The organism is Alteromonas sp. ABM1_013 (assembly GCF_056160505.1).
The window spans coordinates 508,842-534,178 of sequence record NZ_JBSWXH010000004.1; the positions used below are offsets into that span (position 1 = coordinate 508,842).

Genomic DNA, 25,337 nt, shown 5'->3' on the forward strand with positions numbered 1-25,337 from the left:
TAGTAATTATCAAAGCTTATAGCAATTTAAATACTTCTAATGTTGCATTGCTAAAAGGGTCAGTGAGCCTTACCCTAAACAAAGTTACGAAGATATAAAAATACAGGCGCTTTTGAACTTCATGAACTTACCGCTAGGTAGGGAGTCTGTAAAACAAGCAAATCAATAACAATGGCTCGTCGCGAGATTGTGACGCGATTGTGTTACACTTCACCCGTTTTTATTTCATAGGATTACATAATTCATGTCGTGGATGCGAAAAGCCCTTCTGTCGGTATTTCATTATCCTGTTAAGTTACTGGTTAAAGCTCACAGTATTCCAGTTAACGTTGAAACCGAATTAGGAATAGATAAGAGCAAGCCTATTGTTTATCTACTTCCCACTAACTCAGTGACCGACCAGCTTGCGCTGAGAATGTCGACTAAATACCTGGGCCTTCCTAGCCCAACTGACACGCTTACACTGGCAGGTCGAGAGTACTCATCGACTCTATTTTTACGTAAAACTCAGCCTCTTTTTCGCTCATCAGCCAAAGATACGGGCATTGAAGACGTTTTCACTGACCTTTTCCATTTGCACCGAGACCACGAAAACCTCGATCTACAGGTAGTTCCTGTTTATGTAACCTGGGGTCGTGCACCAGGGCGCGGTAACCCAGGGTTGAGCGACTTAATTGCTGATAACGCTGCACCGAGCTGGCTACGTAAACTTTTCATCGTGCTGTTTTTAGGCCGTGATAACTTTATTAACTATTCTAAAGCTGTCTCGGCGCGCGCCATGTCAAATCAGCATGGTAGTGACCAAAGCATCGCACACAAACTTGTACGCGTAGCAAGTACTCACTTTCAACGTAAACGTCAAAGTATGACAGGCCCTACGCTGCTAGAGCGACAAGAACTCAACAACAGTGTATTGGGTTCAGATGCAGTACGTCGTGCAATCGCCGAAGAGTCAAAAAGCAAAAAGGTCACCCACGAAAAGGCTAAAGAGCGGGCTCAAAGCTATATCACCGAGATTGCTGCAGATTATCGTGAAGGGCTTATCCGTTTCGGTGACAGATTGCTGACACGCATTTGGAACAAGATTTACAACGGCATTAGCGTAGGTCATGCAGAGCGTATACGTGAGCTGGCCGCTAACGGTCACGAAATTATCTATGTGCCTTGCCACCGCAGTCACATGGATTATCTGTTATTAACTTACGTGATTTATCACGAAGGTATGGTAACGCCTCACATTGCAGCGGGTATCAACCTTAACTTCTGGCCTGTTGGAAAAATGTTTCGCAGAGGAGGTGCATTCTTCCTACGTCGTAGTTTTGCAGGCAACAAGCTCTATACCGCGGTATTTAGAGAGTATTTAGAGCTGCTGTTTAACAAAGGTTACTCTGTAAAATACTACCCTGAAGGTGGACGCAGCCGTACTGGTCGCCTAATTCCACCGAAAACCGGTATGCTGGCCATGACAATTCAAGCCATGCTTAAAGGCGTTAACCGCCCAGTTAGTATTGTTCCTGTCTACATTGGCTATGAAAATGTGATGGAAGTGAAGAGCTATTTGAACGAGCTTAAAGGCTCAAAGAAGAAAAAAGAGTCTAACCTTCAGGTTTTCTCAGCCATTCGTAAGCTTAAGAATTACGGGCATGGATATGTGAACTTTGGTGAGCCTATCGCTCTTAATCAGTTCCTTGAAAGCCATGTGCCGAACTGGCGCGACTGTCGCGATGCCGAGCCAGAGAAAAAGCCTGCTTGGTTAACACCTGCCGTTAATGAGTTGGCTAACAACGTCATGACGCGCATTAACCGCGCTGCGGCACTTAACGGCATGGCATTAGCTTCGCTATGTTTACTGTCTTCTAAAAGGCAGACCATGAGTGAGATGGAGCTTAAACAAGCCATGGATGACTTCATGAACTTGTTCAAAACAGTGCCCTTTAGTGATGACGCCACTATTCCAGATTCATCAGCACAAGAATTGCTTCGGGATACATTAAAATTAGGTCGTTTTGATGTTAAAGAAGACGATTACGGACGTTTGATCAGCCCTCAGCCTAAATCTGCTGTATACCTAACCTATTATCGCAACAATATTTTGCATTTGTTCGCCATACCCGGCCTTATCATGGCGTCTATCTTCGCTAAGAAGGGCGCAACCAAGAACAGTATTTTCCAACTCATTGCAGCACTTTATCCTTTGCTGCAAAAAGAACTGTTTTTGCATCTAACACAAGATGAAGCACTTGCGCATACTGATGCGCTGATCACCGCGATGTTAGACAACGGGCTGTTGCGCCAAAAAGACGGTGAGCTTCTCCCCCCAGATGCACACTGCAAACAGTTCCATTCTGCTTGGTTATTAAGCCGCTGTATGCAAGAAACATTGCAGCGCTATGCCGTAGTACTGACTATTCTCGATAAAGAAAAAGTAATTAGCCGCAGTGCATTAGAGCGAGAAAGTAAACAAGTTGCTGAGCGCTTATCAGCCCTTTATGGCTTAAGCTCTCCTGAGTTTTACGATAAGAACGTATTATCTAGCTTTATCGGCGCATTAAAAGATAATCATTGGTTAGATTCAGAAAAAGACGGCAGCTTAAAATACTCGGAAGAGTGTGAAGCCTTGCGGGCTGACGTGATGGCGCTGATATGGCCTGAGATGATTCAGCATTTGGAAAATGTTGCGCTTAATTCGGCAAATTAGCGTTGTAAGCAACAAAGACTATCGCTTTGTTAAAGGCGTAAAAAAACCCATGCATCCGCATGGGTTTTTTATTGGCCGTATTCCTAACTTATACCTATATTTCAATAGGCACTCAGCCAGGCCTCCATAGAGGCTGATATAGTAAAGTTGAAATAGTGCCGCTTTGTATCGCTCCTCGGTAAACCTGCGCTTAACGTGAAGCAATACAAAGCGAAAAAAGGTTTAAAACGAACTAAGTTTCGCTTTTGAATGTATAGCTATCGAAGGCTGCTGTGCATAGCGGACAAAACGTTATGCTGGTTGCGACAGAAAAAAGCGATACGCAGGGTTATCCGTTACTTCTTCAACCTTATAGCCTAACTCGGCAACATGCTGGTTAAAGTCATCTCGGCTTTCTGGCGCAATATCAAAACCAGCCAATACCAAGCCTTCCGCAGCCCCGTGGTTACGATAGTGGAATAAAGTAATGTTCCACTGCTCACCTAACGTGTTTAAGAAGTTCAGTAGTGCACCTGGGCGCTCCGGGAACTCAAAGCTGAACACTTGCTCGTTGAGTATAGTTGGCGGGCGACCGCCTACCATATGCCGAACATGAAGCTTAGCTAACTCGTTATCCGTTAGGTTAACGCAGTCATATCCTTTACTTTCAAGGTCACTTTGAAGGGTCGCAAATTCTTGTTGACCGCCTTTTAGCTTAACCCCAACAAAAATATGCGCTTCGCTCTCACTTGCGTAACGATAGTTAAATTCAGTAATCGCTTTTGCCCCAACGCATTCACAAAACTGTTTAAACGCGCCTTTAGTTTCAGGAATTTTAACGGCAAAAACGGCTTCTTTCTGCTCGCCTAATTCACAGCGTTCCGACACGTAGCGCAAGGTATGAAAGTTAATATTTGCGCCACATAAAATACCGCCTAACTTTTTACCTTTAAGGTCGTGTTGCTTGGCATATTTACGAATTGCCGCTACAGATAGTGCACCAGCAGGCTCGGCTATAACGCGGGTATCATCGAAGATATCTTTTATAGCCCCGCATATTTCATCATTGCTAACCGTAATGGTTTCATCGACTAAACGGTTACACAGGCGAAAAGTTTCTTGCCCCATCACTTTCACAGCCACGCCATCGGCGAAAATACCTACGCTTTCCAGCTCTGTAGGCTCGCCTTGCGCTTTTGCTTTAATAAAACAGGCCGACTCTTCTGACTCAACCGCTACAATTTTTATACTGGGTTTGAGTTGCTTTAAGTACACCGCAATTCCCGCGGCTAGGCCACCACCGCCAACAGCAATAAACAAAATATCCAGGTTTGGGTTTTGCTCTAACAGTTCTCGTGCAACCGTACCTTGCCCAGCTATTACATCGGGGTTGTCGAAGGGAGGCACAAAAGTATAGCCGTGGGTATCACACAACGCTTTGGCATGGTTGCTTGCCTGGTCGAAGCTCGTGCCATGCAAGACTACATTTACGTTATCACCACCGAAACGACGTACAGCGTCCACTTTAATATCAGGGGTGGTTTCTGGCATCACGATAGTCGCTTGAATGCCCTTCATTTTTGCACTGTATGCTAAGCCCTGTGCGTGATTACCCGCTGATGCGCCAATAACGCCAGCTTGCAGCTGTGCTTCACTTAATGAGCAGATGCGGTTGTAGGCACCGCGCAGTTTAAAGCTTTTCACTGGCTGCTGATCTTCTCGTTTCAAAAAGATCTCATTGCCAAGCTCAGCTGAAAGCAAAGACATATAAGAAAGTTCACTAGCCACCGCCACATCGTAAACGGGAGCGAGTAATATCTTTTTTAAATACTCGTGGTCGCTAACGTGCTCGTTTTCCATTACAAGTCTTCCAACTTACTGACATCGCGCACTGCACCTTTGTCGGCACTGGTTGCTAGCGCGGCAAAGGTCTTAAGTGATGTAGACACTTCGCGTACGCGATCTTTTGGTTTCCAGGGCTTATCGCTTGCTTCCATTTTTGCACGGCGCTCGGCAAGTGCTTCATCTGAAATAACGATGTTGATGCTTCTGTTAGGGATATCTATTTCAATCTTGTCCCCGTCTTCAACTAAGCCAATACCGCCACCGCTGGCTGCCTCTGGTGAACAGTGTCCAATAGACAAGCCGCTTGTACCACCACTGAAACGCCCGTCGGTTACTAGCGCGCAGTGCTTACCCAGCCCCTTCGATTTCAAATACGACGTTGGATATAGCATTTCCTGCATGCCTGGACCACCGCGAGGGCCTTCATAGCGAATAAACACGACGTCACCGGCTTTTACTTCGTCACCTAAAATACCTGCCACCGCATCATCTTGGCTTTCGTAAATACGGGCAGTGCCGTTGAATTTTAGAATAGACTCATCCACACCCGCTGTTTTTACAATGCAGCCATCTTCGGCCAAATTGCCGTATAACACCGCTAAGCCACCTTCTTGGCTAAACGCATTGTCGATAGAGCGAATACAACCATTTTCACGGTCGGTATCGGCCTCATCCCAGCGACAATCTTGGCTAAAGGCTTTAGTAGTGCGAATACCCGCAGGACCTGCACGGAAAAAAGTTATCGCATCTTCGTTTTCAGGGTTAGTGATGTCCCACTCGCTGATAACCTCAGTAAGCTGCTTGCCTAAGACGTGATTAACATCGGTATTTAGTAAGCCCGCTTTATTTAGCTCGTTCAAAATACCCAGTACGCCACCGGCACGGTGAACGTCTTCCATATGATATTTTGGCGTAGACGGCGCTACTTTACATAAGTGAGGCACTTTGCGAGACAAGCGATCGATATCATCCATAGTGAAAGGCACTTCACCTTCCATCGCTGCCGCTAGCAAGTGCAAAATGGTATTGGTTGAACCACCCATGGCAATGTCTAGGCTCATGGCGTTTTCAAACGCTTTAAAGTTAGCAATGTTACGTGGCAATACACTTTCATCATCATCGCCATAATAACGCTTACAAAGCTCAACAATTTGCTTACCTGCTTGCTTAAATAAGCCTTCACGGTCGGCGTGAGTGGCCAGCATAGAGCCATTGCCCGGTAGTGATAAACCTAACGCTTCAGTTAAGCAGTTCATTGAGTTTGCAGTGAACATACCTGAACACGACCCACAAGTAGGGCAGGCAGAGCGCTCAATTTCGTCAGTGTCGGCATCGCTCACTTTATCATCAGCAGCCGCTACCATGGCGTCAACTAAATCAAGTTTAATCAGCTGGTCTGAAAGCTTGGTTTTACCCGCTTCCATTGGGCCGCCAGATACGAATATAACGGGCACGTTCAAACGCATAGACGCCATTAACATTCCCGGGGTGATCTTGTCGCAGTTAGAAATACATACAATGGCATCCGCGCAGTGTGCGTTCACCATGTACTCCACTGCATCAGCAATGATTTCACGAGACGGCAAGCTATATAGCATGCCGCTGTGTCCCATGGCGATACCGTCATCTACCGCTATCGTATTGAATTCTTTGGCGACACCACCGGCTTCTTCCACGCTGCGCGCTACTAGCTGACCAAGATCTTTGAGGTGAACGTGCCCAGGTACAAACTGCGTAAATGAATTAGCAATAGCAATAATAGGCTTACCGAAATCAGAATCTTTCATTCCGGTTGCACGCCATAGCGCACGAGCACCGGCCATATTTCTACCTTGTGTGGTAGTTGCAGAACGTAACTTGGGCATAAATCCTTCCCGTTAATTTTAGGTGCTAGGGTTTAATGCTAGACCTTTATGTGAAACTTAAAAACAGTGGTAAACCAGTAATGCTTTGGCTTGTTTTCCAATACGCGCTGTTTTACTCAAAATTGCATGTCATACTGATGATGTATTAAATCATCTTAGGTCGTTCAAGCGAAGGGCGACAAAGCCTTACTGCTTACAGATCAGTAGCGCTTTGTTTTATATGATATCTTTGACTTACAATGCCGTATTCCTTTGGCATTATAAAAATGAAATGTTGTTCGTTAGGGGCTATGGCTTTACCCCTAAACGCAATGCGCGCTAAACCGCGAATTGGTATTGGGCAAACAAATAGCATGAAACACACGGTTTGATCAAGTTTTTGCGGTAGAAATAGCGAGTTCTTAAGAGTAGTAAAAGGGTAATAAGCATGTTCGATTGGTTTCACTGGTTAAACCTGGCAGGCGTTGCCGTGTGTGCAATTTCAGGCACCCTTATGGCTTATCAAAAACGCATGGATGGATTTGGCGTGGTAGTGCTTGCCAGTGCTACAGCCATTGGCGGCGGTACCTTGCGAGATGTGATGCTAGATGTGCCCGTGTTTTGGATTGCCGATACCGATTACTTGTACACCACGCTAATTGCCGCCTTTATTCCCATTGTTTGGCTGCGAATTAGCCCACGCTTCCCTTTTCACTACCTGTTAATCGCCGATGCTTTTGGGCTAGCACTTTTTAATGTAGTAGGCATAGAGAAAGCCTTAGCCAACGACACAGGCATGGCAGTAGCGGTAGCAATGGGCACCATTACTGGCGTATTTGGGGGGTTATTACGAGACGTAATCTGTCGCGAAGTACCGCTGGTACTTAACGGCGAGCTTTATGCGATGACCTGTATTGCTGGCGGTATTGTATATGGCATCGCACTTGAATTTAACCTTGCTACCCAATGGTGCGGTATTGCAGCCCTTGCAACCACGGTATTGTTTAGGCTAGGCGCCATGCGCTGGCATTGGCAGCTACCTGTATTTTACAACGATCAACATTAGTATTTAACTTCGTTGCCTGGCTAGGCAATCAATGCCCTAGTTTGATGAGTATTGGCGATAAATCCCGTCGTTAGTACAGTTACATCTTCATCCCACTCGCTCTAGAGTTTATGCCCAGTGCGTTGGCTATTTGGCCGCGCCTAAGTTTTGAAATTTTAATTAGGCAAAAAATGAGCGCGTAAGAAGAGAGGGTATTCACAATATGGGAATGGCTGTTGTTAAAACCTTTGCAGGGCAGGGAGTGTCAGCACCAGAGGTAAGTGTTGAAATTCACTTGGCTAATGGCCTACCTGCCTTTCAACTGGTCGGTATGGCGGAAACCAGTGTGAAAGAAGCCCGTGAGCGGGTACGCAGCGCGCTAATTAACAGTGGTTTCGAGTTTCCTGCCAAACGTATAACGGTTAATTTAGCGCCAGCTGATATCCCAAAGTTTGGCGGCCGGTTCGACCTTCCTATTGCCGTTGGCATTTTAGCAGCATCGGGTTACATTTCAGATATTAGCCTGCTTAATATTGCCTTTGTGGGCGAGTTAGCGCTAAACGGTGAGATTAAACCGGTTAACGGGCTTATTCCTGTAGTGATGACGGCAGCAAACGAAGATATAGCCCTCGTATATCCAGGAGATAACGACGTTGAAGCAGCCTTGGTTTCCCACGCCACACGTTTTCCCGCATTTGATCTTCTATCTGTCTATGAACATCTTACCGGTAACAAAAAGCTCGCCAAAGGCCAGCCTTTCACTTCTCATTCATCACGTAACTCCCCAACGGGTTGGGACGATATTATCGGCCAAGAGCAGGCTAAACGAGCTCTAATTGTTGCAGCTAGCGGGGCTCACAACTTATTGATGGTAGGCCCGCCAGGCACAGGTAAAAGCTTGCTTGCCAGTCGAATGTTGTCGCTATTACCGGATATGAGTGAAGAAGAAGCATTGGAAGTCGCGGCTATTCACTCAGTGAAAGGCGAAAAGCTAAATGCTGAACGTTTTCTAACCCGCCACTTACGCTCGCCCCATCACACAAGTTCTGCGATAGCGCTTACTGGTGGCGGTTCTAATCCAGTGCCAGGAGAAATTTCGCTGGCCCACAACGGTATTTTGTTTTTAGACGAACTCCCCGAGTTTGGTAGAAAAGCGCTGGATGTATTGCGGGAACCGCTTGAAACCGGTGACGTGCATTTATCCCGTGCATCAGGAAGTGCAACCTATCCCGCAAATTTTCAACTCGTAGCGGCCATGAACCCCAGCCCTACTGGGGATATCGACGACAACCGTCTAACACCTCAGCAGCAGCTGAACTACTTAAACCGTTTGTCAGGCCCGCTGCTAGATAGAATAGATATACAAGTCGAGGTGCCTAGACTTCCAGACTACGACTTGCCAGAGCGGGGTAATAGACCTAATGACTCATTGCATGACATGCGGGAAAGGGTTATCGCTGCACGGCAAAGACAGGAGTCTCGACAAGGCAAACCCAATGGTGCGCTGCACGCAGGTGAGCTTGCCGATATATGTTTGCTAGATGACGCAGATCTCCTCTTTTTACAAGCAGCCGCGAAACAACTTAATTTATCTATGCGCGTATTTCACCGCACGCTGAAAGTGGCTAGAACCATTGCCGACCTTGAAGAAGAAAATGCCGTATCCAGGGCTCATATCGCAGAAGCGCTGGGCTATCGTGCGCTCGATAACCTTATAAAGCAGCTCAGTACTAACTGAGCGCAACTAATAAAATAATTTACCCTCGAGAATGCAAATTTAGCTGCATGAAGGCGTTGATAAGCGGTTCGTTTTGCTTATCTTGTAAACAACATAGGCCAAGGGCATAAGGCTCGATATCTTCAACCTGAATTTGGGTTACCGCATTAGCCATACTGGAGTGGTCGAGCACTACCTTTGGCACAAAGCCTACACCACACTCTAGCGCTACCATGCTTACAATTGCTTCGTTACCGCCTACATAGGCATAAACATTCGGCCGAATACCGTGCTCGGCAAACCAGTGATAGGCAGTGCGTCGCGTTGGCCCTGTTTCAGGCATTATCACCTGATGCTTGGTCCAATCCAGCTGGTTTAGCTGAGTCAGTCGCCATTCCTTTGGCGCAATAAGAACCAAAGGTACGTTATCAAGAGCAGTGAAATGCAAATCTGTCGGCATGTCAGGGGTATAGATAGCAATAGATAAATCACACTGCTTACTTTTAACTTTTTCTATGGCAAGAGCAGGGTCACCGGTTATTAGGCGTATATCGACCCCAGGGTGTTGCTGCCTAAACTGCCTTAGCATAGCGGGTAAATGGCTTTGACTGGCAGTTACCGAGCAAAATACACTTAGTTCCCCCTGAAGTGCATCGCTATCTTCTTTTAAATCAATTTTTAATTGCTGCCAATCAGCTAACGCTTGTTTTGAGAAGGACAGTAACTTGTGCCCGCTATGGGTGAGCGCGACTTTACGGTTATCCCGTTTGAACAAGGTGCAGCCCAACTCGTCTTCAAGACGCTGAATTACACGGCTTAACGTAGATGGCGATACATACATGGCCTCAGCGGTGACGCCGAAGTGAAGACTGGTAGCCAGGTGGTTAAAGAGCTGTAGACTGCGAAAATCCATATATATTTCACTTTATGCAATATTATCTTGCAAATATATCATTTTCCAAAACAAAAGAAATCTTTTAGTCTCACTACCAAGTCGTCATAGACGAGGTCTGTCAACGCCAAGGTCGGTGTTTGATATTGACAAAAATGAATGTTGTTCGGAAATTTTTATGGCTAATTATTTCAACACCCTGTCACTTCGCCAGCAGTTAGACCAGCTTGGCCGCTGCCGTTTTATGGCACGCGATGAATTCGCTGACGGTTGTCAGTTCTTAAAAGGCAAGAAAATTGTCATTGTAGGCTGCGGCGCGCAGGGCCTTAACCAAGGCCTGAATATGCGTGACTCTGGGTTAGATGTTTCTTATGCGCTGCGTCAGGCAGCGATCGATGAGCAACGCGACTCTTACAAACGCGCTTCAAGCAATGGATTTACTGTTGGTACATATCAGCAGCTTATTCCAGAAGCTGATGTAGTTTACAACCTAACACCTGATAAGCAGCACGCAAGTGTAGTAGAGGCAGTTATGCCGCTTATGAAAAAAGGTGCAACGCTAGGTTACTCGCACGGCTTCAACATTGTTGAAGAAGGCCAGCAAATTCGTAGCGACATCACAGTTATTATGTGTGCGCCGAAAAGCCCAGGCTCAGAAGTACGCGAAGAATATAAGCGTGGCTTTGGTGTACCAACACTAATAGCTGTGCATCCAGAAAATGACCCTGAAGGTAAAGGTTGGGATCAAGCCAAAGCACTGGCAAGTGCAACTGGCGGTGACCGCGCAGGTGTACTTGAGTCTTCATTTGTGGCTGAAGTTAAATCTGACCTTATGGGTGAGCAAACCATTTTATGTGGTATGCAACAAGTTGCAGCAGTACTTGCGTTCGAGAAAATGGTTGATGATGGTATTGACCCAGGTTATGCAGGTGCGCTTATTCAGTACGGTCTAGAAGCCATTACTGAAGCACTTAAGATTGGCGGTGTAACTAACATGATGGACCGTCTATCAAACCCTGCAAAAGTGAAAGCGTTTGAGCTTTCTGAGCAGTTAACTGATTTACTTCGTCCGCTATTTGAAAAGCACCAAGACGACATCATCAGCGGTGAATTCTCTCGCACCATGATGGAAGATTGGGCCAATGGTGATGCGAACCTACTTAAGTGGCGTGAAGAGACCGGTGAAACCGCGTTTGAAAACGCACCTGCTTACGAAGGTGAAATCAGCGAACAAGAATTCTTTGACCACGGCATCTTGCTAGTTGCCATGATCAAGTGTGGTGTTGAAGTTGCGTTTGACGTAATGGTTGAAGCTGGGATTCTGCCTGAGTCTGCGTACTACGAATCACTGCATGAAACACCGCTAATTTCTAACACAATCGCACGTAAGCGTTTGTATGAAATGAATGTGGTAATTTCAGACACAGCAGAATACGGAAACTATTTGTTTGCTAACGCAGCAATTCCAATTTTGCGTGAGAAATTTATGCCTGCTATTGATACCAGCGTTATCGGTAAGGGTTTGACTGCTGCTTCTAATCAAGTAGAGAACAAACGCCTTGTTGAGATTAACGAAGCCATCCGCTCACACGGTGTGGAATCAGTAGGTAAGACCTTGCGTGGCTACATGACTGACATGAAAGCCATCATAGGATAGGACAGTTTCTGTCGTTAGGTGCTTAACTAAGCCCTCTTGCCCGACCATTTTGGTCGGGCTTTTTTATACCTGTAACTCAGTGAGTCACATATCCTTTTAAAGCGTACTGCTTAGCTAACTCAAAGCAGTGACAACAACCACTTGTCTCTTTAAGAAACAGCCACTTCCCGAACACGCTCAGCGTAGCGAACTGATGCATACGCCAGCGAAAAAAAGATAAGAAAGCCCCAACCAATGGGCATCAAGTTTCCATTCAAAAAACTATCAACGATAAGGGCAACGGGCACAGAGAATAAGCTTGAAAAGCAGCCAATAATTGCGGCACCTAAACCAGCCATATCGCCAAGAGGCTGCATTGCCATAGCGTTTAAATTGCCAAACAGAATACCTACAAAGAAAAAGCCAACGAACATAACGGCCACGGTCGGAATTAATGGCGGCAGACCATCGTAGGCAAACAGCAACGCTAAATAGACCACCGCAAACCCATTTACCCCTTTTAGCGCAAAGCGACACAGCTTGCGCATGCCGAAACGCATCACCATTTTACCGTTGAAGTAAGAAGCAAGCCCGATGGAAAAGGCAAGGGTAGCGAAGATATACGGGAACCACTCTCCAACATTGTAAAACACGGTAAATATGGTTTGTGACGCGCTTAAATACGCCAAAAACGCCCCGAAGATACAACCCATGGCAAAGGTATAACCCATAATTTCTGGATGGGTCAGAATAAACTTTGATGATTTAAAAAAGTGTGCCCGCGAGAATTTTCTGCGCTTTGCACGAGGCAAGGTTTCGCCTTGACGAGAAAAGAACCAAATCCCCGCCATAGTAGCCACTATGAGAAACATAGTGAAAATGTGAAACCATGACGTCAATTCCATCACAGTTTGGCCAATAATTGGAGCCAACATAGGCACTAAGATAAACACCATCATGATAAACGACATAACTTTTGCCATCGCATCACCTACGTAGAGGTCACGTATAATTGCCATAGTAGCTATACGAGGGCCAGACACCCCAAACGCTTGAATAACACGCCCCACCAGCATGGTTTCAAGATTAGTGGCAAGCATACATACAAAGGTACCCAACGCAAAAATACATAAACCCACTAAAATGGTAAGACGACGACCACGGCTGTCTGAAAAGGGGCCAAAGAACATTTGGCCAAATGCCATCCCTAAAAAGAATACGGTGACAATCAGATGAGTCTGATGCGCCTCTTGCACATTAAGTGATTCACCAATTTGAATAAGTGCGGGCAACATAGCGTCTATACTAAGTGCCACCAGCGATGTCATGGTCGCCATCAAAGCAACAAATTCAACAAGGCCAAGAGCGGGCTTTTGCACAACTGCAGTATCATCAGATACGCCATTAGATGTCTGGGGCATAAAGTCTCGAATATGAAATAAAGTGAGGGAATTAAAAAAGGCGCGGAAATTCTCGCGCCATCGTAAGTATACCTGAATTTTGGTCAAAAAGCCGTCAAACCAGGCTATCTTATCGTAAATACTGCCCTCTTTAACGAGTGTTACTCCTCTGACAGACTAGCTGCTACCGCCTCGCCGTTTTTAGTCGGTTTCAAGTATCGATTTAAAAAGCCGTCCATTTCTTTAAAGAATAGGTGACGGTTGCGCTGAATAGAAAGGTTATGGTCTCCATTTTCAAGCTCTACGTATTTAAAAACTTTGTCGTAGTCTTCTAGCTCGTCAGCCATGTAACGGCTGTGAAGAGGTGGAACAATACGGTCTTCTTCGCCATGCACAAGTAGAATAGGCGTCTTGATCCCTTTTGCATTGTAATAAGGCGAGCGAGCTTCTAAATCATCGTAGTCGTCACCAATTTGATTTTTAACAAACTCATTATTGAGAAAGCGACGAGAGTGAATGATAACGTGTTTAAGCGAACTCACTCCCGCAAAACTTACGGCGCATTGGAATAGTGCGGGGGTTTTAACCGTTGCCATTAACGCGGCATAGCCACCGTAACTTGCTCCCACTATGCACATATTATCTTGCTCTGCGTATCCCTTTTCTACCATCCAACCTGCGGCGTCAGTGATGTCATCTTGCATAGCTAGGCCCCATCCTTTCATTTGGCTTTGCGCAAAACTATACCCATAACCTCTTGAGCCTCTAAAGTTTGGCCTCAACACCGCGTAGCCTTTAGAGGTGAAGTATGCAGTCCAGTAGTCGAAACCGCTAAAATCACGAGCCCCTGGCCCGCCGTGAGGATGAATAATGGTTGGGAAGGGTCCTTCCCCCTTAGGGAGCGTCAAATATGCTTCAATCTTGATACCATCTCTGGCTTCATACTCAATAAGTTTATGCTCGGATAGTTTCGTCGAGTCTATTTGGCTGTATTGCTCAAATAGCATGTTCAGCGTGCCTTCCTTGCGATTACCCAATAAATACACACCAGGCAATACATCAGACTCAGAATAAACAATATATGTTTGCTCATCGTCACTGAAACTAACTAACGTGTTGTTATAATCTGGAAGCCCTTGGTCGATACCGTTTTGAAGTGCAACATAGCGTTCATCCCAATAAAAACGACCATCGTGACGCACACCGATAGCATCTCGCGTTACTGGTGAGTAAATAAGACTACCGTTTACGTCGTACCCTTCATCAGCATAAACTTCAGTTCGCTCATTGGTTTTAAGGTTTAGGGTGTAAAGTGCGCGGTAGTCACCTTTGTAGCCTTTGTAATAAAGAATATTTGGGTCTTTCGCAAACCCCACAGGGTATTCCCCTTTCTCTGTCATGGCGTTATAGGCAAACAAGGTTCGCCAGCCATCCTCTTCTTTTAGAAAGACCTCGCGCTCACCGCTATCATAATTAAGTGAAACACCAATACGGACGTTGCTTTGTTGATCGGTAAGCCAATCTCTAATGCGTTTTTTACCGCGCATAATGCGACTTACCCCTCCAGTGTTGACATTGACTTTATACACTGAAGGTAAACCTAGCACCTCGGCATCTATTGCTATAAGCACATGATCTGGGTCATCAGGTAGCCAATCGATAACCTCATCTTGAAATTGGGGAATGTGGTTAGGATTACCGGCCCGACGCTTAATTCGTTCCCATTCAACCATATTAAACGCGCCGCCCTCGCCATCGAACTTAATACTTAACAAGCGGGTGTCATGCACTTTTGTGGTACCACGGCGAGTTTCATAGCGCGCACTCACCACGACACGTTCATTGTTCACCCATTTGTACCAATTAATCTTTACACGCTCATTGTCAGAGCGAAGTAGGTAATGCTTTTCACCCTTTACCAAGTCGAAGGTGGCGAGCATGGCAAACGCCTCTCCTTGTTCAACATTTTGAACAAAAGCGATTTTTGTTCCATCGGGTGACAACGATGGCGTCCAATAGGTTGGCAGCTTACTAAAAGCATCGTAGGAATTTTTTTGAGTAGCCGGCTCAGCGCTCAATGTAGTCGAAATAGCTAACAATAGTAGGGCAATAAGCGTAGCTGGTGAGAAAGCCTTTTGATAAGACATAACATTCCCTTGTAATTTTTTATTATGGGCGGAACTTAGCTAATGAGTAAACCTCAAAACCATGTTAATTCGAGTATACAAATTTGTGACACAATGTACAAAAAACCAACCCATACGGGGTATTATAGATAATATTGACGCAATAATTTGATCTCTCGTCGTACTTTGCGAATACAAAATACAGATATGGTACTATTAACCACAGACATAATATGGATTTTACCCTAAACCAGTAAGCTTCTAAGCCCAGCGTTACCTTAAGGATTTAGCCTTTTCATGCCTTCAACTTGGAGCGGGCTTGCCACTTTGCAAGGCCTATTTTCCCGACAATTAGTGCGCAAAACATCCAAAGCATGCTCTTTATTAGCTAAGGCTTTGTTGTGCGTGCAGCTGTGCTTGCTGTGCACGACATCTTTGGCTCAAGAGTCAATTACCTACGATGTTCAAGGTGTTGAAGACGGGAAGCTACGTAACAACATCCGACTGCATTTAAGCGGACTTGATGTGGAAAAAGCACTTTTAACTGACCCTTATTGGCAAGACGAAGTGGCAGAAGCGGTGGCGACGGCGGTACAACCCTATGGCTTTTACAACAGTGAAACCAAGGTACGCATACAAGAAGGGGACAAGGTCACAGTAACGGTTGCGTTGAATGCCCCTCTTACCATCAACAAAGTTACCCGAGAAATCATTGGTGCTGGTCGTGAAGATAAGGCATTTAGAGAGCGTTTTAACTCACTTAAACTCAAAGAAGGTGATGTGTTAAATCAGACCATCTATGAGTCGTTTAAATCTTCCATGTTTAACTACGCTCTCTCAAACGGTTATTTTGATTATTTCTGGCAAGCAACACGTTTAGATCTAGTACGTGACGAAAAACAAGCAAACGTGCTGCTAATTGCGCAAAGCGGGCCTCAATATAAGTTTGGGGAACTCAAATTCGTAGGTGATGATAAAGCTAAAGCGATTATTGAGCGCCTAAAACCTTTTAAAACCGGTGATGCCTATTCATCATCAGTGTTAGGCGACTTTAACAGACGTTTAAATCAGTCGGGCTATTTCAACCGAGTGATAGCAAGGCCGGTAGTGAGCGACGCAGAAGGTTTACTGGTTCCTGTTGAAGTCTCGCTTCAACACAGGCCTACCGATGCATTTAACGTCTCTGTTGGTGCGGCTACCGATACAGGACCGCGAGTACGTTTGGGTTGGGAACGTCCTTGGGTAAATGACAAAGGCCATTCAGTTTCATCAGATATTTTTATTTCAGAGCCTGAGCAATCGGTTACCGCTGACTATCGCATCCCGATGAAAAATATCACCCGTGACTATGCCAGTATCGAAGCGGGCTACCAGTTTATTGAGTACGCCAACACCTCTTTTGAAAGCGAAACCCTTTCTTTGTCTGCACATAGGTACACGCAACAAGATGGATCGCCATGGCAACATGATTATTCAGTAACCTACCTTAGAGAGACTTACGATCAGGGTGATCTTGATACCAATACCACCTCGTTAGTTTTACCGGGCTATTCTCTAACCTATCGCGATAAAGACGATGAATTAAACATTGGCAACGGCACCTATATTCAAGTGCTGGCTCAATATGGCAAAGAGGGTTTTGGCTCAGATATTGACTATGCTAAAACTGCCGTTGAAGGCATGTTAATTCGTACATTCGCTAATAAGCATAGAATAACTTTACGCGGAGAAATTGGAGCAATTAAAACAAACTCTTTCGATGATGTGCCTGCTTCACTTCGCTTTTACGCTGGAGGCGACCAAAGCGTTAGAGGGTTTAAATTTCGTGATTTGTCGCCGAAAGCAGATGTTATTAACCCAGAGACTGGCGAGTTTGACATTGAATCTATTGGCGGAAAGTACTTAGTCACATCAAGCATAGAATACGCTTACTCAATTGCAGACAACTGGCGAATAGCCGCTTTCGTAGACGCGGGTAAAGCAGCTAACGATATAAGCGATTCACTCGCTTATGGTATCGGCCCCGGGGTTCACTGGCTGTCACCTATTGGCCCTGTAAGATTATACTTAGCCAGAGGGCTATCAAAACAAGGAAATGATTGGCGCATTCACATCATTTTAGGGCCTGAGCTATGAGAAAACGTACTCTTTCGGCCATTCTGCTCTCACCTATACTGCTATTGGTTGCCATTTACGCGCTACTTATTAGCCCATTGGGCGGCCCAATGGTAAAACTTATAGCGAATAGCTTTGTTACAAACCTTTCCATTGATGATATCGAGGGAAGTTTCGCCGATACCCTCGAAATACGCGATTTAAACTGGGAGAACGCGCAGTGGCGTGTGTCATCGGAGTATGCCTATATTGATATAACGTGGCGTTGTTTTTTTGAACCAAAAGTCTGCGTGAATGAACTCGCGATTGAGAATGCCACATTAACGCAACTCGCTGCTGCTCCTGAGACTGATGAAGAAACAGACGCTAGCGATGAATTTTCTTTGCCTATCCCTATTGAGGTAGGGTATCTAGCGCTTGCGAATATTAACGTTACGCTTCTTAGCACAACCGTTGAGGTTGAGGAGCTAGAGCTTACGGATTTCAGCGGTGACCAGACGCTGGCTCTTGACAGTTTAGCCACGAAGGGGGTTCGTATAGCCCTGTTAGAACAAAATACAAACTCACCGGCAGCAAATACGGCTTCTCAAGCTCAGCCTTCCACGTCAAAACAGACACCTAAACAAAGTGCTGAAAAAACAGCAGGACAAGCGACACCAGATGAAGAAAGCGCCTTGCCTAAGTCATACTCGCTCAGCTACGAGGTGCCTGAATTACCAACAATCACCGCTCCAATTCCCATATCGTTTGGTACTTTATTGGTTGAAGGTTTACACGTTACCCAAGGCGATAGCACACAACAAATAGCATTGATATCGCTGCTCGACGCACAGTTCATAGAAAGTGATATTGCCATTGAAGAAATGGTTGTCGCGCATGAACAAGGGGAAGTAAAAGCAAAAGCGAGCGCCACCCTTAGTGGGAACTTCCCGCTAAGCATTGCAGCTAGAGCAAAGACAGTCCTTGATGATGCTCCCCTTACCGTAAACTTAAACGCGTCGGGAGCACTTGATGACTTGGCCCTTACCCTCAACACAAAGGGGGCTGTAAACGCAGACGTTAATTTGGCGGCAAACGTTATTAATACCGAACTCCCCATTAAATTTACTGCAAAGTGGCAAGAACAACCCATTCCAACAATGGAAAACGCCACGTTAAAAGCAGGTACGCTGTCACTTGAAGGCACTATGGGCGATTACCTGCTAAAAGGCGCCGGTGCAGCAACCTTGCCAGACATAGGCAATGTGCCTGTATCACTGGATGTTGTGCTTAAAAAGAACAATATCTATGTCAACCAGGCGAATATTGAGGCGCTAGAAGGTAGCTTAGTCAATACAGGTACCCTTTACCTAAACGAGAGTATTGCTTGGGAGGGAAAAACCACGCTTTCAAACGTGTCTGCACAGCGTTTCAGCGCTTACGCACCTGAGAACTTAAGCGGCCAGATAGAGAGCATTTTACAGTACTCAGAGCGTGGCGGGCTGCATATGAGCTTTAAAGATATGCAGGTATCTGGCGTGCTACAAGGTGAACCACTAGAAATAAAAGGCAACGCCGTGTATGCCGGCCCCAGTGACTTATTCGTTACTAACGTAAACATCGTGCAAGAAGGGGAAAATGAAAAGAACGTTATTCGAGCTATTGCACAAGTCTTAAACAAGCGTCATTTAAACGCCGATATTACTATTAACGCCAACACAATAAATAATCTTTACCCAGAAGTATCCGGTGCGATAAATGGTAAAATATCTGCCTCTGGTCCGTGGCAAAATCCACTTGCTAACGGCACATTAGAGTTATCCAGCATCACTATATCTCCAAATTTAAATGCGTCTGCGGCGCAGCAAGGACCGTTGAGCGGCGAGATAACACTAGATGGCACTTATAAAGACCACAAAGCTCGGCTAGACCTTTCTGTGCCCGATAATCAAGTCGCCTTCAGCCTTAAAGGCGCATGGTCAAACAATCATTGGGTAGGTGAAATAAGCGATACCCAGCTAGAGCTTGCTAATATGCAATGGGTGTTATCAAGCCCGTTCACGCTTGATATAGGCACTGCACCTGTTACGGCCAAAATAGGCCAACACTGCTGGACATCGCGACGCGAAGGAGAGCTATGTATCTCGAACGTGAATTATCAAGACAGTAAAGCAAGCTGGGATATTAAGGCAACGTCACTGCCTGTGGGGCTGTGGGCAAATGAACTAGTGCCGACCATGGTTTCAGCGCCCTCTGAAGCGACGTTGAGTATTCAAACAATAGGCAGCTATTCACAACAAGATCCTATTGACGCCACTTTTACCGCGTCAATGAGTGCAGCCCCGTGGCAATTAGGTGAAACCAGACCATTAACGCTTACCATTAACTCATTTGAAACTAGCGGTAAAATAAAACAAGGGCTGCTGGAGTCTACTTCACTGATCTCTAGTCAAGATATCGGTGATGCAACACTTACGTTAAACACCCGACCGTTTGAAGAGGAAATACCTTTGGAAGGTAAGTTGGTAATGGAGGGACTTGATGTAGCGCCACTGAAACCTCTTTCTCCCGCTATTCGCACCTTAACAGGGGTGCTTAACGGTAATATTACTCTTAGCGGATATGTCAATGACCCATCCCTAAATGGCGAGCTTACCGTTTCTAACGGCGCAATAGATATTCAAGATACGCCTGTCACCTTAGCTGACTGGAACCAAAAAGTAGTGCTTAGCGACCAAACTGCAGCACTTGATGGCAGTTTTATACTCGGTGGAGGTAAAGGCACGCTAAAAGGTGAACTCGACTGGTCATCAGAGCCTAGCGCTAACTTTAAGTTAAAGGGCAACAGCTTTGAAATAAGACAACCAAACATTCGCCTTAAGGTATCGCCTAATATTGATGTTGCCGCAACTAAAGAGAAGGTCGATGTTACGGGCGATATTAATATTCCGTGGGCCCGAATTGAGGTAGAGTCTCTGCCTGAAAGTGCAGTTTCACCATCAAAGGACGTGCACTTGCGCGGAGAACCAGACAAAGAAGAGCCACTGGATATTGTTCATGCTTCTGTGCTGGTTAATATTGATAAAAACAAAACAGAAGAAGTAAAGCTTGAAGCCTTTGGCCTTACGGCTAGCTTGTTCGGCGGTATACGCGTGAACACTCAGCCAGCGTTAGTTGGCTATGGAGACCTGCAAATAATAAACGGTCGCTACAGCGCCTATGGCCAACAATTAATAATTCAAACCGGCGAAGTACAGTTCAATGGCCCAATCGACCAGCCTTTGTTACTGGTAGAGGCTATAAGAGACCCGGCTAAAACCGACGATGATGTTATAGCGGGTATTCGTATTGACGGGGCCGCTGACGCACCGAGCATCAACCTTTTCTCTGAACCCTCTATGGACCAGCAGGGCGTATTATCTTACTTATTAACAGGGTCTGGACCAGATTCAGGCAGTTCAGCAGATCCTAACTACGCAGCTCTGCTATTGGGTTTTGGGCTGTCGAACACAGAAACCCTTACTGGCCAGTTAGGCAGTGCTTTAGGCATTGATGACTTTAGCCTAAGTACCAATGAAAACTTGCTTTCTGTTACCGGCCAAATCAATGACAGGCTTTCGGTGGAATACAATGTGGACGTAGGCATAAAAGATAACGATGCCAATAGCACCTTGAGACGTCGACAGCTACCACCTGACTTGGCGCTTAAATATCAGTTACTACCGAGCCTGTATTTAGAGGCAATCCAAACCACACTGGAAGACCAATCAGAGTTTGCCTTAGACCTCTATTATGAGTTCTTTTTAGGTGATAACAGAACTCGCAAAAGCGATAGCGCTGATGACGACAGTAATGATACCGATGAGGCCGATAATAATTCAGAATCATTACAGAGAAGCAACGCTGATACCTCAAGTGCTAGCAAGGACAGCTAAACGCTCTGTGTTGATGCTTTGATTAGTTAGGCTCTATTTTTTAGCGCTGCTGCGCCATACTTTCTAGCGTTTTAAGCTGCCGTTCAAAGCGCTTTTGTCTTTTGTGTGCCCATACATACCAAATCAACATTCCGATAGTCATTAAGACCATTACAATGGACATCTTAATGATCTTTTCAGGTGTAAGATCGCCGAAGAAATAACGCTCTAGAATAAAGGCAATGCCAAAAACTACGGCTACCCAGGTTGAGTGTTTGGTAATGAATGCGATTTTTACATTATTTTTAATTTGCTTAGTGAGTTGAGTAAGGTGATTTGCTGTCTGGCTATCTTTGTAGAAAGCCGCCACTCGTCTTAGCCACAATTGATATATAAGTAAAGGCAGAGAGGTGACCAACATAAAAAGAAACATCATTTGTGCTATAAGCGTCATATTTCCCCAATATTTGTTCAGAATGTAAATGGCGGGAATTACCATTAAGGAATCGAATACCATATACCAACGCTGCTTTGTTCGTTCGCTGCGCAAACTGGACTTTACTTCCTCAACATCGATAGTCGTAACTGGCTGAGTTTGCCATAGCGCAGATAGGGCCTCGTTTTGTTCGTTACCTGCTGATATTGGCGGCGTCTTTTGATTTTCTTTATCTGAATTATGCATGCGGTTGCTCCTGCATGATACTTTGCTTGGCGCGTTTTAATATCACACCAACATGGTTTTTTGTCAGGCCACATACGTCTGCTATTTCGTCGTAACTTAAGCCTTCAAGAGAAAGGGTAAGCACCTGCCTTGGCTGCAGTGGCAAGGATCGTACAGCGCGCAATAGGCGTTCTAAAGACTGATGTTGGCTAGACACTTCTTCTGGGGATTTTGTATTACTCGCATACCCGTCAGAGCCCGTATCATCGTGGTCGTATTGATGGGTATCAATACGCTTCACTTGACTTGCTACGTGAGTCACAGCGCGGTTGTGGGCTATTTTCAAGATATAGGTTTTTACGCTGCTATCGCCTTTAAAGCGAGACAGTCCTTGCCAAACTGCAATAGCAATTTCTTGCAATAACTCTTGCTGCATCGCCTCGTTTGCCTCATAGCTGTTAGCTACACGGCCAAGTAGTGCTCCGTATTGCGCAAAAACATCTTCAAAACCCTGCCCCAAGGTTACATCCCTAATAGCAAAAACTGTTGTTATTTTATTGTGTTACTTCTATCAGTCTGCCCGCACCAATTTTTATTACAAACTTTTTTCGATGAAGCTGTAATTTTTTTGAACAGCTCCCGACTACATAACAAAGGCAGAAAATAGAACACGAAGTAACGGGCGGTGAGCGCACCTCTCCTAGAAATCTTTAACTTTAAATTTTGAAAATTAAATGAGGAAAACACTATGTCTACGTTAAGTTTAGTTTTGTTAATTGGCAGCATCACATCGCTTGTGCTTTTGGCAAGTTACTTAGACGCAAAATTTCAGTGGCGATTGAACGACTGGATGAACGGCGAGTGCAGTAATCCATTTGTAAAAGCCGTTACTGACAAACAGCAGCAGCGCTTAGAAGAAAAAGATGCGCAAATTGAAACCTTGATGGCGCGCATTGAAACCCTTGAAACCATCGTCACTGAGCCTGCTTACGAGCTAAACAAGAAAATCAATGTACTTAAGTAAACGTGCTTATCAGGGATTGTCGAATTAATGCATAGTAAAGTTCAACAAACACTAACTAGATACGGGTGGGCGACGCATAAAGCGGGGAACTTTTCCCATTGCAATGGCGTTACCCACCAGCACAATTACTACGCCAAGTACTGATAACACGCTCCAAGTGTAACCTTCAAAAAATGTAGAAATAACCAGTGCTACCATGGGGTAAACCAGCACTACGTAAGCTGCCTTGTCTGCGCCCATCTGCTTTAACAGTTTCATATATGCGCCAAAGGCGAACACAGAGCCAAATATTGCCAAGTACACGAGTGATAAATAAAACTCAATGTGGGTAGGTATCTTTAATTCTCCAGGCATAGCCAGCGAGGTAACAAAAAGCAGCGCCATGGCGTAGCTCATGGCATAGAAATTCATTTGAATAACAGGCGTACCCGAAGTCAGAATACGCTCGGAAATAACGTTCCCCGTTGACGCACAGAAAAAGCTGACAAACGCGATGGCAAGACCTGTGGCAAGCGCTGCGTCCATGGATACTTTTGAAAACTCAGGCACGAAAAGACACACAATTCCCAGCAAGCCAAAGGTGGCCCCAACCACGACTTCTTTTCTTATGGGCTCTTTTAGCCACCAGCGACGAAGTACAACGTTGATATAAATAATGCAGGAACTCATAAGCGCCAATAGCGCGCTAATAATATGCGCCTGTGCAATATACAGCAGCGTGTAATTCAAACTGTATAAAAAGAGACCTACTGCCGCCATTTTCACATGAACATGCAGGGGAAGTTTTAGCGGTAAACGTTTAATAACACAGTATGCCCCTAAACAAGCCGACGCTAAAAAGTAACGAAGCGCTATAGCAAACGTCTCTGATGTGTGCCCGATTTGATAGGTGATTGCTATCCAAGTCGAACCCCAAATCAGGCAGCACAGAGCAAATAAGGTCGCGTTATTCATCGCCGCGCTTTAACCCAAAAAATCTGTTAAATGGGCAAGGGCTTTATCAAGCAGTTTTTGCCTTGCACTATTACCAATCCAAGCATTATGTGGTGTTACCAGTAAATTAGGTAACGGTTCTTTTAGTAATATATGATCGACAGGCGGTGGCTCTACGCTAAGTACGTCTAAGCCTGCACCACCAATTTCGTTGTGTTTAAGCGCATGGTAAAGTGCCTCTTCATCAACCAGCCCGCCACGCGCGGTATTGATAAGAAAAGCCGTAGGCCGCATCAATGAAAGTGTATCTGCGTTAATAAGCTTTTCGGTGTCTTCAGTAAGTGGGCAATGAAGGCTTATCACATCGGCATCGGGCAACAGGGACGCAAGGCTAGGGCGAGGGTCGTCTTGTTTACCGGGGCGAGCAGCAATACTCACTTTCATCCCCATAGCTTTGAACAATGCTTCTACACGCTTACCAAGTTCGCCGTGACCCACAATCACAGCATGTTTACCTGCAAGTTCAATCACTGGGTGATTAAGTAAGCAAAAATGAGAAGAAGCGGACCATGCCTGATTATCCATATCACGCTGATATGCCACAAAGTTCGTAGCCAAGTTCAGCGCTAAGGTTAACGCGTGCTGCGCCACACTATCAGTGCCGTAGCCCTCTACATTTTGAACAGTAACACCCGCTTGTTTACAGTAATCATGGTCGATATTGTTCGTACCAGTAGCCGTTACACCAATATAACCAAGCTGTTCTGCCTGCTTTAGATCTTCAGCTTTTAGCACAACTTTATTTACTAACACCGCATCGGCTGCTCGAATACGCTCGGCAACTTCTTCAGCACGAGTCTGCTGATAAAGTGTGACGTCGGCATAAAGACTATCGAGTACAGAAGTATCAAGGCTGGGTAAATCCATTGTTTCAGCGTCTAGGAAGACAACTCGTTTTTTTTGACCGTTGCGCGACGATTGCGTTTGGTTACCTTCAGTTTTATTGTTTAAAGCATCGTGTTTTGTCATTGTCGATAGGCCTACATTACTTCCACAATAGATTCTAGCGCCGCTTTCACGTTTACAGGAATCGGAATAGCTTTATCGGTCTTCCTATCTACAAATACATGCACAAATTGACCATGGGCCACTCGTCGCTTGTTATCACCGGCATACACAGACAACCCATAGGTCACTGAACTTCGACCTACTTTTATTACCCGTAGCCCCACAAAAATGTCTTCTGGGTATGCCGCCGGAGCGACGTATTGGCACTGACTGCTTACCACATACGCAACGGTTTGCCCGTTATGTATATCTAAATTGCCTTTCTCAATCAAAAAGCGGTTTACCGCGGTATCAAAGAAACCGTAATACACAACATTGTTGATATGACCATATGCATCATTGTCTTGCCAGCGGGTGGCAATAGTGACGTTATAAGGGTAGTCGGCAAGTGTCGGTGTAATATCAGTCATGAACAATCCTTGGCATATACATTTGGGTAAGTGTTGTTCCCCAAACAGTGA

Annotated in this window: 17 protein-coding genes; 7 read left to right on the plus strand and 10 right to left on the minus strand. The window is 45.3% G+C overall.

Annotated elements, in window-relative coordinates:
* The first annotated feature begins 244 nt into the window (after positions 1-244).
* Positions 245-2,698, plus strand: a complete 2,454-nt coding sequence (plsB, locus tag ACXAGK_RS14165; RefSeq protein WP_474803475.1) for a glycerol-3-phosphate 1-O-acyltransferase PlsB — start codon at positions 245-247, stop codon at positions 2,696-2,698.
* Positions 2,699-2,989: 291 nt separating this feature from the next.
* Here plsB and ilvA read toward each other — a convergent pair whose 3' ends face one another.
* Both ilvA and ilvD read right to left on the minus strand, forming a co-directional pair.
* A complete protein-coding gene (ilvA, locus tag ACXAGK_RS14170; RefSeq protein WP_118491149.1) occupies positions 2,990-4,537 on the minus strand; it encodes a threonine ammonia-lyase, biosynthetic in 1,548 nt (515 codons plus the stop codon).
* Positions 4,537-6,387, minus strand: a complete 1,851-nt coding sequence (gene ilvD / locus ACXAGK_RS14175; RefSeq protein ID WP_474856717.1) for a dihydroxy-acid dehydratase — start codon at positions 6,385-6,387, stop codon at positions 4,537-4,539. The genes ilvA and ilvD overlap by 1 nt, the downstream gene beginning before the upstream one ends.
* A gap of 427 nt (positions 6,388-6,814) precedes the next feature.
* Between ilvD and ACXAGK_RS14180 the strand changes: the two genes are divergently transcribed.
* Positions 6,815-7,432 (plus strand): trimeric intracellular cation channel family protein, encoded by a 618-nt coding sequence (locus ACXAGK_RS14180; protein ID WP_474803467.1) that lies wholly within the window; start codon positions 6,815-6,817, stop codon positions 7,430-7,432.
* Positions 7,433-7,634: 202 nt separating this feature from the next.
* Positions 7,635-9,149 carry a YifB family Mg chelatase-like AAA ATPase gene (locus ACXAGK_RS14185; protein WP_474856718.1) on the plus strand — a complete coding sequence of 505 codons (1,515 nt, stop codon included), beginning with the start codon at positions 7,635-7,637 and terminating at the stop codon, positions 9,147-9,149.
* Between the two features lie 19 nt (positions 9,150-9,168).
* On the opposite strand, the gene ilvY is transcribed toward ACXAGK_RS14185, so the two are convergent.
* The gene (ilvY, locus tag ACXAGK_RS14190) at positions 9,169-10,041 is read right to left on the minus strand and encodes an HTH-type transcriptional activator IlvY (RefSeq protein WP_474856719.1); all 873 of its coding nucleotides are present in this window, start codon (positions 10,039-10,041) and stop codon (positions 9,169-9,171) included.
* 157 nt (positions 10,042-10,198) lie between these two features.
* Between ilvY and ilvC the strand changes: the two genes are divergently transcribed.
* Positions 10,199-11,677, plus strand: a complete 1,479-nt coding sequence (gene ilvC, locus ACXAGK_RS14195) for a ketol-acid reductoisomerase (protein ID WP_025257222.1) — start codon at positions 10,199-10,201, stop codon at positions 11,675-11,677.
* A gap of 149 nt (positions 11,678-11,826) precedes the next feature.
* Here the strand turns inward: ilvC and ACXAGK_RS14200 are convergent, their stop codons facing one another.
* Entirely contained in the window at positions 11,827-13,077 is a 1,251-nt protein-coding gene (locus tag ACXAGK_RS14200) for a multidrug effflux MFS transporter (RefSeq protein WP_474856720.1), read from the minus strand.
* 140 nt (positions 13,078-13,217) lie between these two features.
* Positions 13,218-15,203 carry an alpha/beta hydrolase family protein gene (locus ACXAGK_RS14205; RefSeq protein ID WP_474856721.1) on the minus strand — a complete coding sequence of 662 codons (1,986 nt, stop codon included), beginning with the start codon at positions 15,201-15,203 and terminating at the stop codon, positions 13,218-13,220.
* 276 nt (positions 15,204-15,479) lie between these two features.
* Between ACXAGK_RS14205 and ACXAGK_RS14210 the strand changes: the two genes are divergently transcribed.
* Positions 15,480-17,318 (plus strand): autotransporter assembly complex protein TamA, encoded by a 1,839-nt coding sequence (locus tag ACXAGK_RS14210; RefSeq protein ID WP_474856722.1) that lies wholly within the window; start codon positions 15,480-15,482, stop codon positions 17,316-17,318.
* Positions 17,315-21,211: a translocation/assembly module TamB domain-containing protein gene (locus ACXAGK_RS14215; protein ID WP_474856723.1), complete on the plus strand. Its 3,897-nt coding sequence runs from the start codon at positions 17,315-17,317 to the stop codon at positions 21,209-21,211. Before ACXAGK_RS14210 ends, ACXAGK_RS14215 begins: the two co-directional genes overlap by 4 nt.
* 40 nt (positions 21,212-21,251) lie before the next feature.
* Here the strand turns inward: ACXAGK_RS14215 and ACXAGK_RS14220 are convergent, their stop codons facing one another.
* Together ACXAGK_RS14220 and ACXAGK_RS14225 are read right to left on the minus strand one after the other, a co-directional pair.
* Positions 21,252-21,872: a hypothetical protein gene (locus tag ACXAGK_RS14220; protein ID WP_474856724.1), complete on the minus strand. Its 621-nt coding sequence runs from the start codon at positions 21,870-21,872 to the stop codon at positions 21,252-21,254.
* Positions 21,865-22,371, minus strand: coding sequence for an RNA polymerase sigma factor (locus tag ACXAGK_RS14225; protein ID WP_474856725.1), 507 nt, complete (start codon positions 22,369-22,371; stop codon positions 21,865-21,867). The genes ACXAGK_RS14220 and ACXAGK_RS14225 overlap by 8 nt, the downstream gene beginning before the upstream one ends.
* 228 nt (positions 22,372-22,599) lie before the next feature.
* Between ACXAGK_RS14225 and ACXAGK_RS14230 the strand changes: the two genes are divergently transcribed.
* On the plus strand, positions 22,600-22,875 hold the full coding sequence (locus ACXAGK_RS14230; RefSeq protein WP_474856726.1) for a hypothetical protein: 276 nt from the start codon (positions 22,600-22,602) through the stop codon (positions 22,873-22,875).
* A gap of 51 nt (positions 22,876-22,926) precedes the next feature.
* On the opposite strand, the gene ACXAGK_RS14235 is transcribed toward ACXAGK_RS14230, so the two are convergent.
* The 3 genes from ACXAGK_RS14235 to ACXAGK_RS14245 are packed head-to-tail and all read right to left on the minus strand — an operon-like array spanning position 22,927 to position 25,286.
* Positions 22,927-23,829, minus strand: coding sequence for a DMT family transporter (locus ACXAGK_RS14235; protein WP_474856727.1), 903 nt, complete (start codon positions 23,827-23,829; stop codon positions 22,927-22,929).
* A 9-nt stretch (positions 23,830-23,838) separates the two neighbouring features.
* Positions 23,839-24,837: a D-2-hydroxyacid dehydrogenase gene (locus tag ACXAGK_RS14240; RefSeq protein ID WP_474856728.1), complete on the minus strand. Its 999-nt coding sequence runs from the start codon at positions 24,835-24,837 to the stop codon at positions 23,839-23,841.
* Positions 24,838-24,848: 11 nt separating this feature from the next.
* Positions 24,849-25,286: an acyl-CoA thioesterase gene (locus ACXAGK_RS14245; RefSeq protein ID WP_474803430.1), complete on the minus strand. Its 438-nt coding sequence runs from the start codon at positions 25,284-25,286 to the stop codon at positions 24,849-24,851.
* Positions 25,287-25,337 lie beyond the last annotated feature (51 nt).

What these genes read in the sequence shown, in the direction of transcription:
- ACXAGK_RS14200 (WP_474856720.1), bottom strand. Translation starts at nt 13,077, where the DNA reads ATGCCCCAGACATCTAATGGCGTATCTGATGATACTGCAGTTGTGCAA.
- ACXAGK_RS14185 (WP_474856718.1), top strand. Translation starts at nt 7,635, where the DNA reads ATGGGAATGGCTGTTGTTAAAACCTTTGCAGGGCAGGGAGTGTCAGCA.
- ACXAGK_RS14235 (WP_474856727.1), bottom strand. Translation starts at nt 23,829, where the DNA reads ATGAATAACGCGACCTTATTTGCTCTGTGCTGCCTGATTTGGGGTTCG.
- ilvY (WP_474856719.1), bottom strand. Translation starts at nt 10,041, where the DNA reads ATGGATTTTCGCAGTCTACAGCTCTTTAACCACCTGGCTACCAGTCTT.
- ACXAGK_RS14230 (WP_474856726.1), top strand. Translation starts at nt 22,600, where the DNA reads ATGTCTACGTTAAGTTTAGTTTTGTTAATTGGCAGCATCACATCGCTT.
- ACXAGK_RS14245 (WP_474803430.1), bottom strand. Translation starts at nt 25,286, where the DNA reads ATGACTGATATTACACCGACACTTGCCGACTACCCTTATAACGTCACT.
- ACXAGK_RS14180 (WP_474803467.1), top strand. Translation starts at nt 6,815, where the DNA reads ATGTTCGATTGGTTTCACTGGTTAAACCTGGCAGGCGTTGCCGTGTGT.
- ilvA (WP_118491149.1), bottom strand. Translation starts at nt 4,537, where the DNA reads ATGGAAAACGAGCACGTTAGCGACCACGAGTATTTAAAAAAGATATTA.
- ilvC (WP_025257222.1), top strand. Translation starts at nt 10,199, where the DNA reads ATGGCTAATTATTTCAACACCCTGTCACTTCGCCAGCAGTTAGACCAG.
- ACXAGK_RS14210 (WP_474856722.1), top strand. Translation starts at nt 15,480, where the DNA reads ATGCCTTCAACTTGGAGCGGGCTTGCCACTTTGCAAGGCCTATTTTCC.
- ACXAGK_RS14215 (WP_474856723.1), top strand. Translation starts at nt 17,315, where the DNA reads ATGAGAAAACGTACTCTTTCGGCCATTCTGCTCTCACCTATACTGCTA.
- ACXAGK_RS14240 (WP_474856728.1), bottom strand. Translation starts at nt 24,837, where the DNA reads ATGACAAAACACGATGCTTTAAACAATAAAACTGAAGGTAACCAAACG.
- ACXAGK_RS14205 (WP_474856721.1), bottom strand. Translation starts at nt 15,203, where the DNA reads ATGTCTTATCAAAAGGCTTTCTCACCAGCTACGCTTATTGCCCTACTA.
- ACXAGK_RS14220 (WP_474856724.1), bottom strand. Translation starts at nt 21,872, where the DNA reads ATGCATAATTCAGATAAAGAAAATCAAAAGACGCCGCCAATATCAGCA.
- plsB (WP_474803475.1), top strand. Translation starts at nt 245, where the DNA reads ATGTCGTGGATGCGAAAAGCCCTTCTGTCGGTATTTCATTATCCTGTT.
- ilvD (WP_474856717.1), bottom strand. Translation starts at nt 6,387, where the DNA reads ATGCCCAAGTTACGTTCTGCAACTACCACACAAGGTAGAAATATGGCC.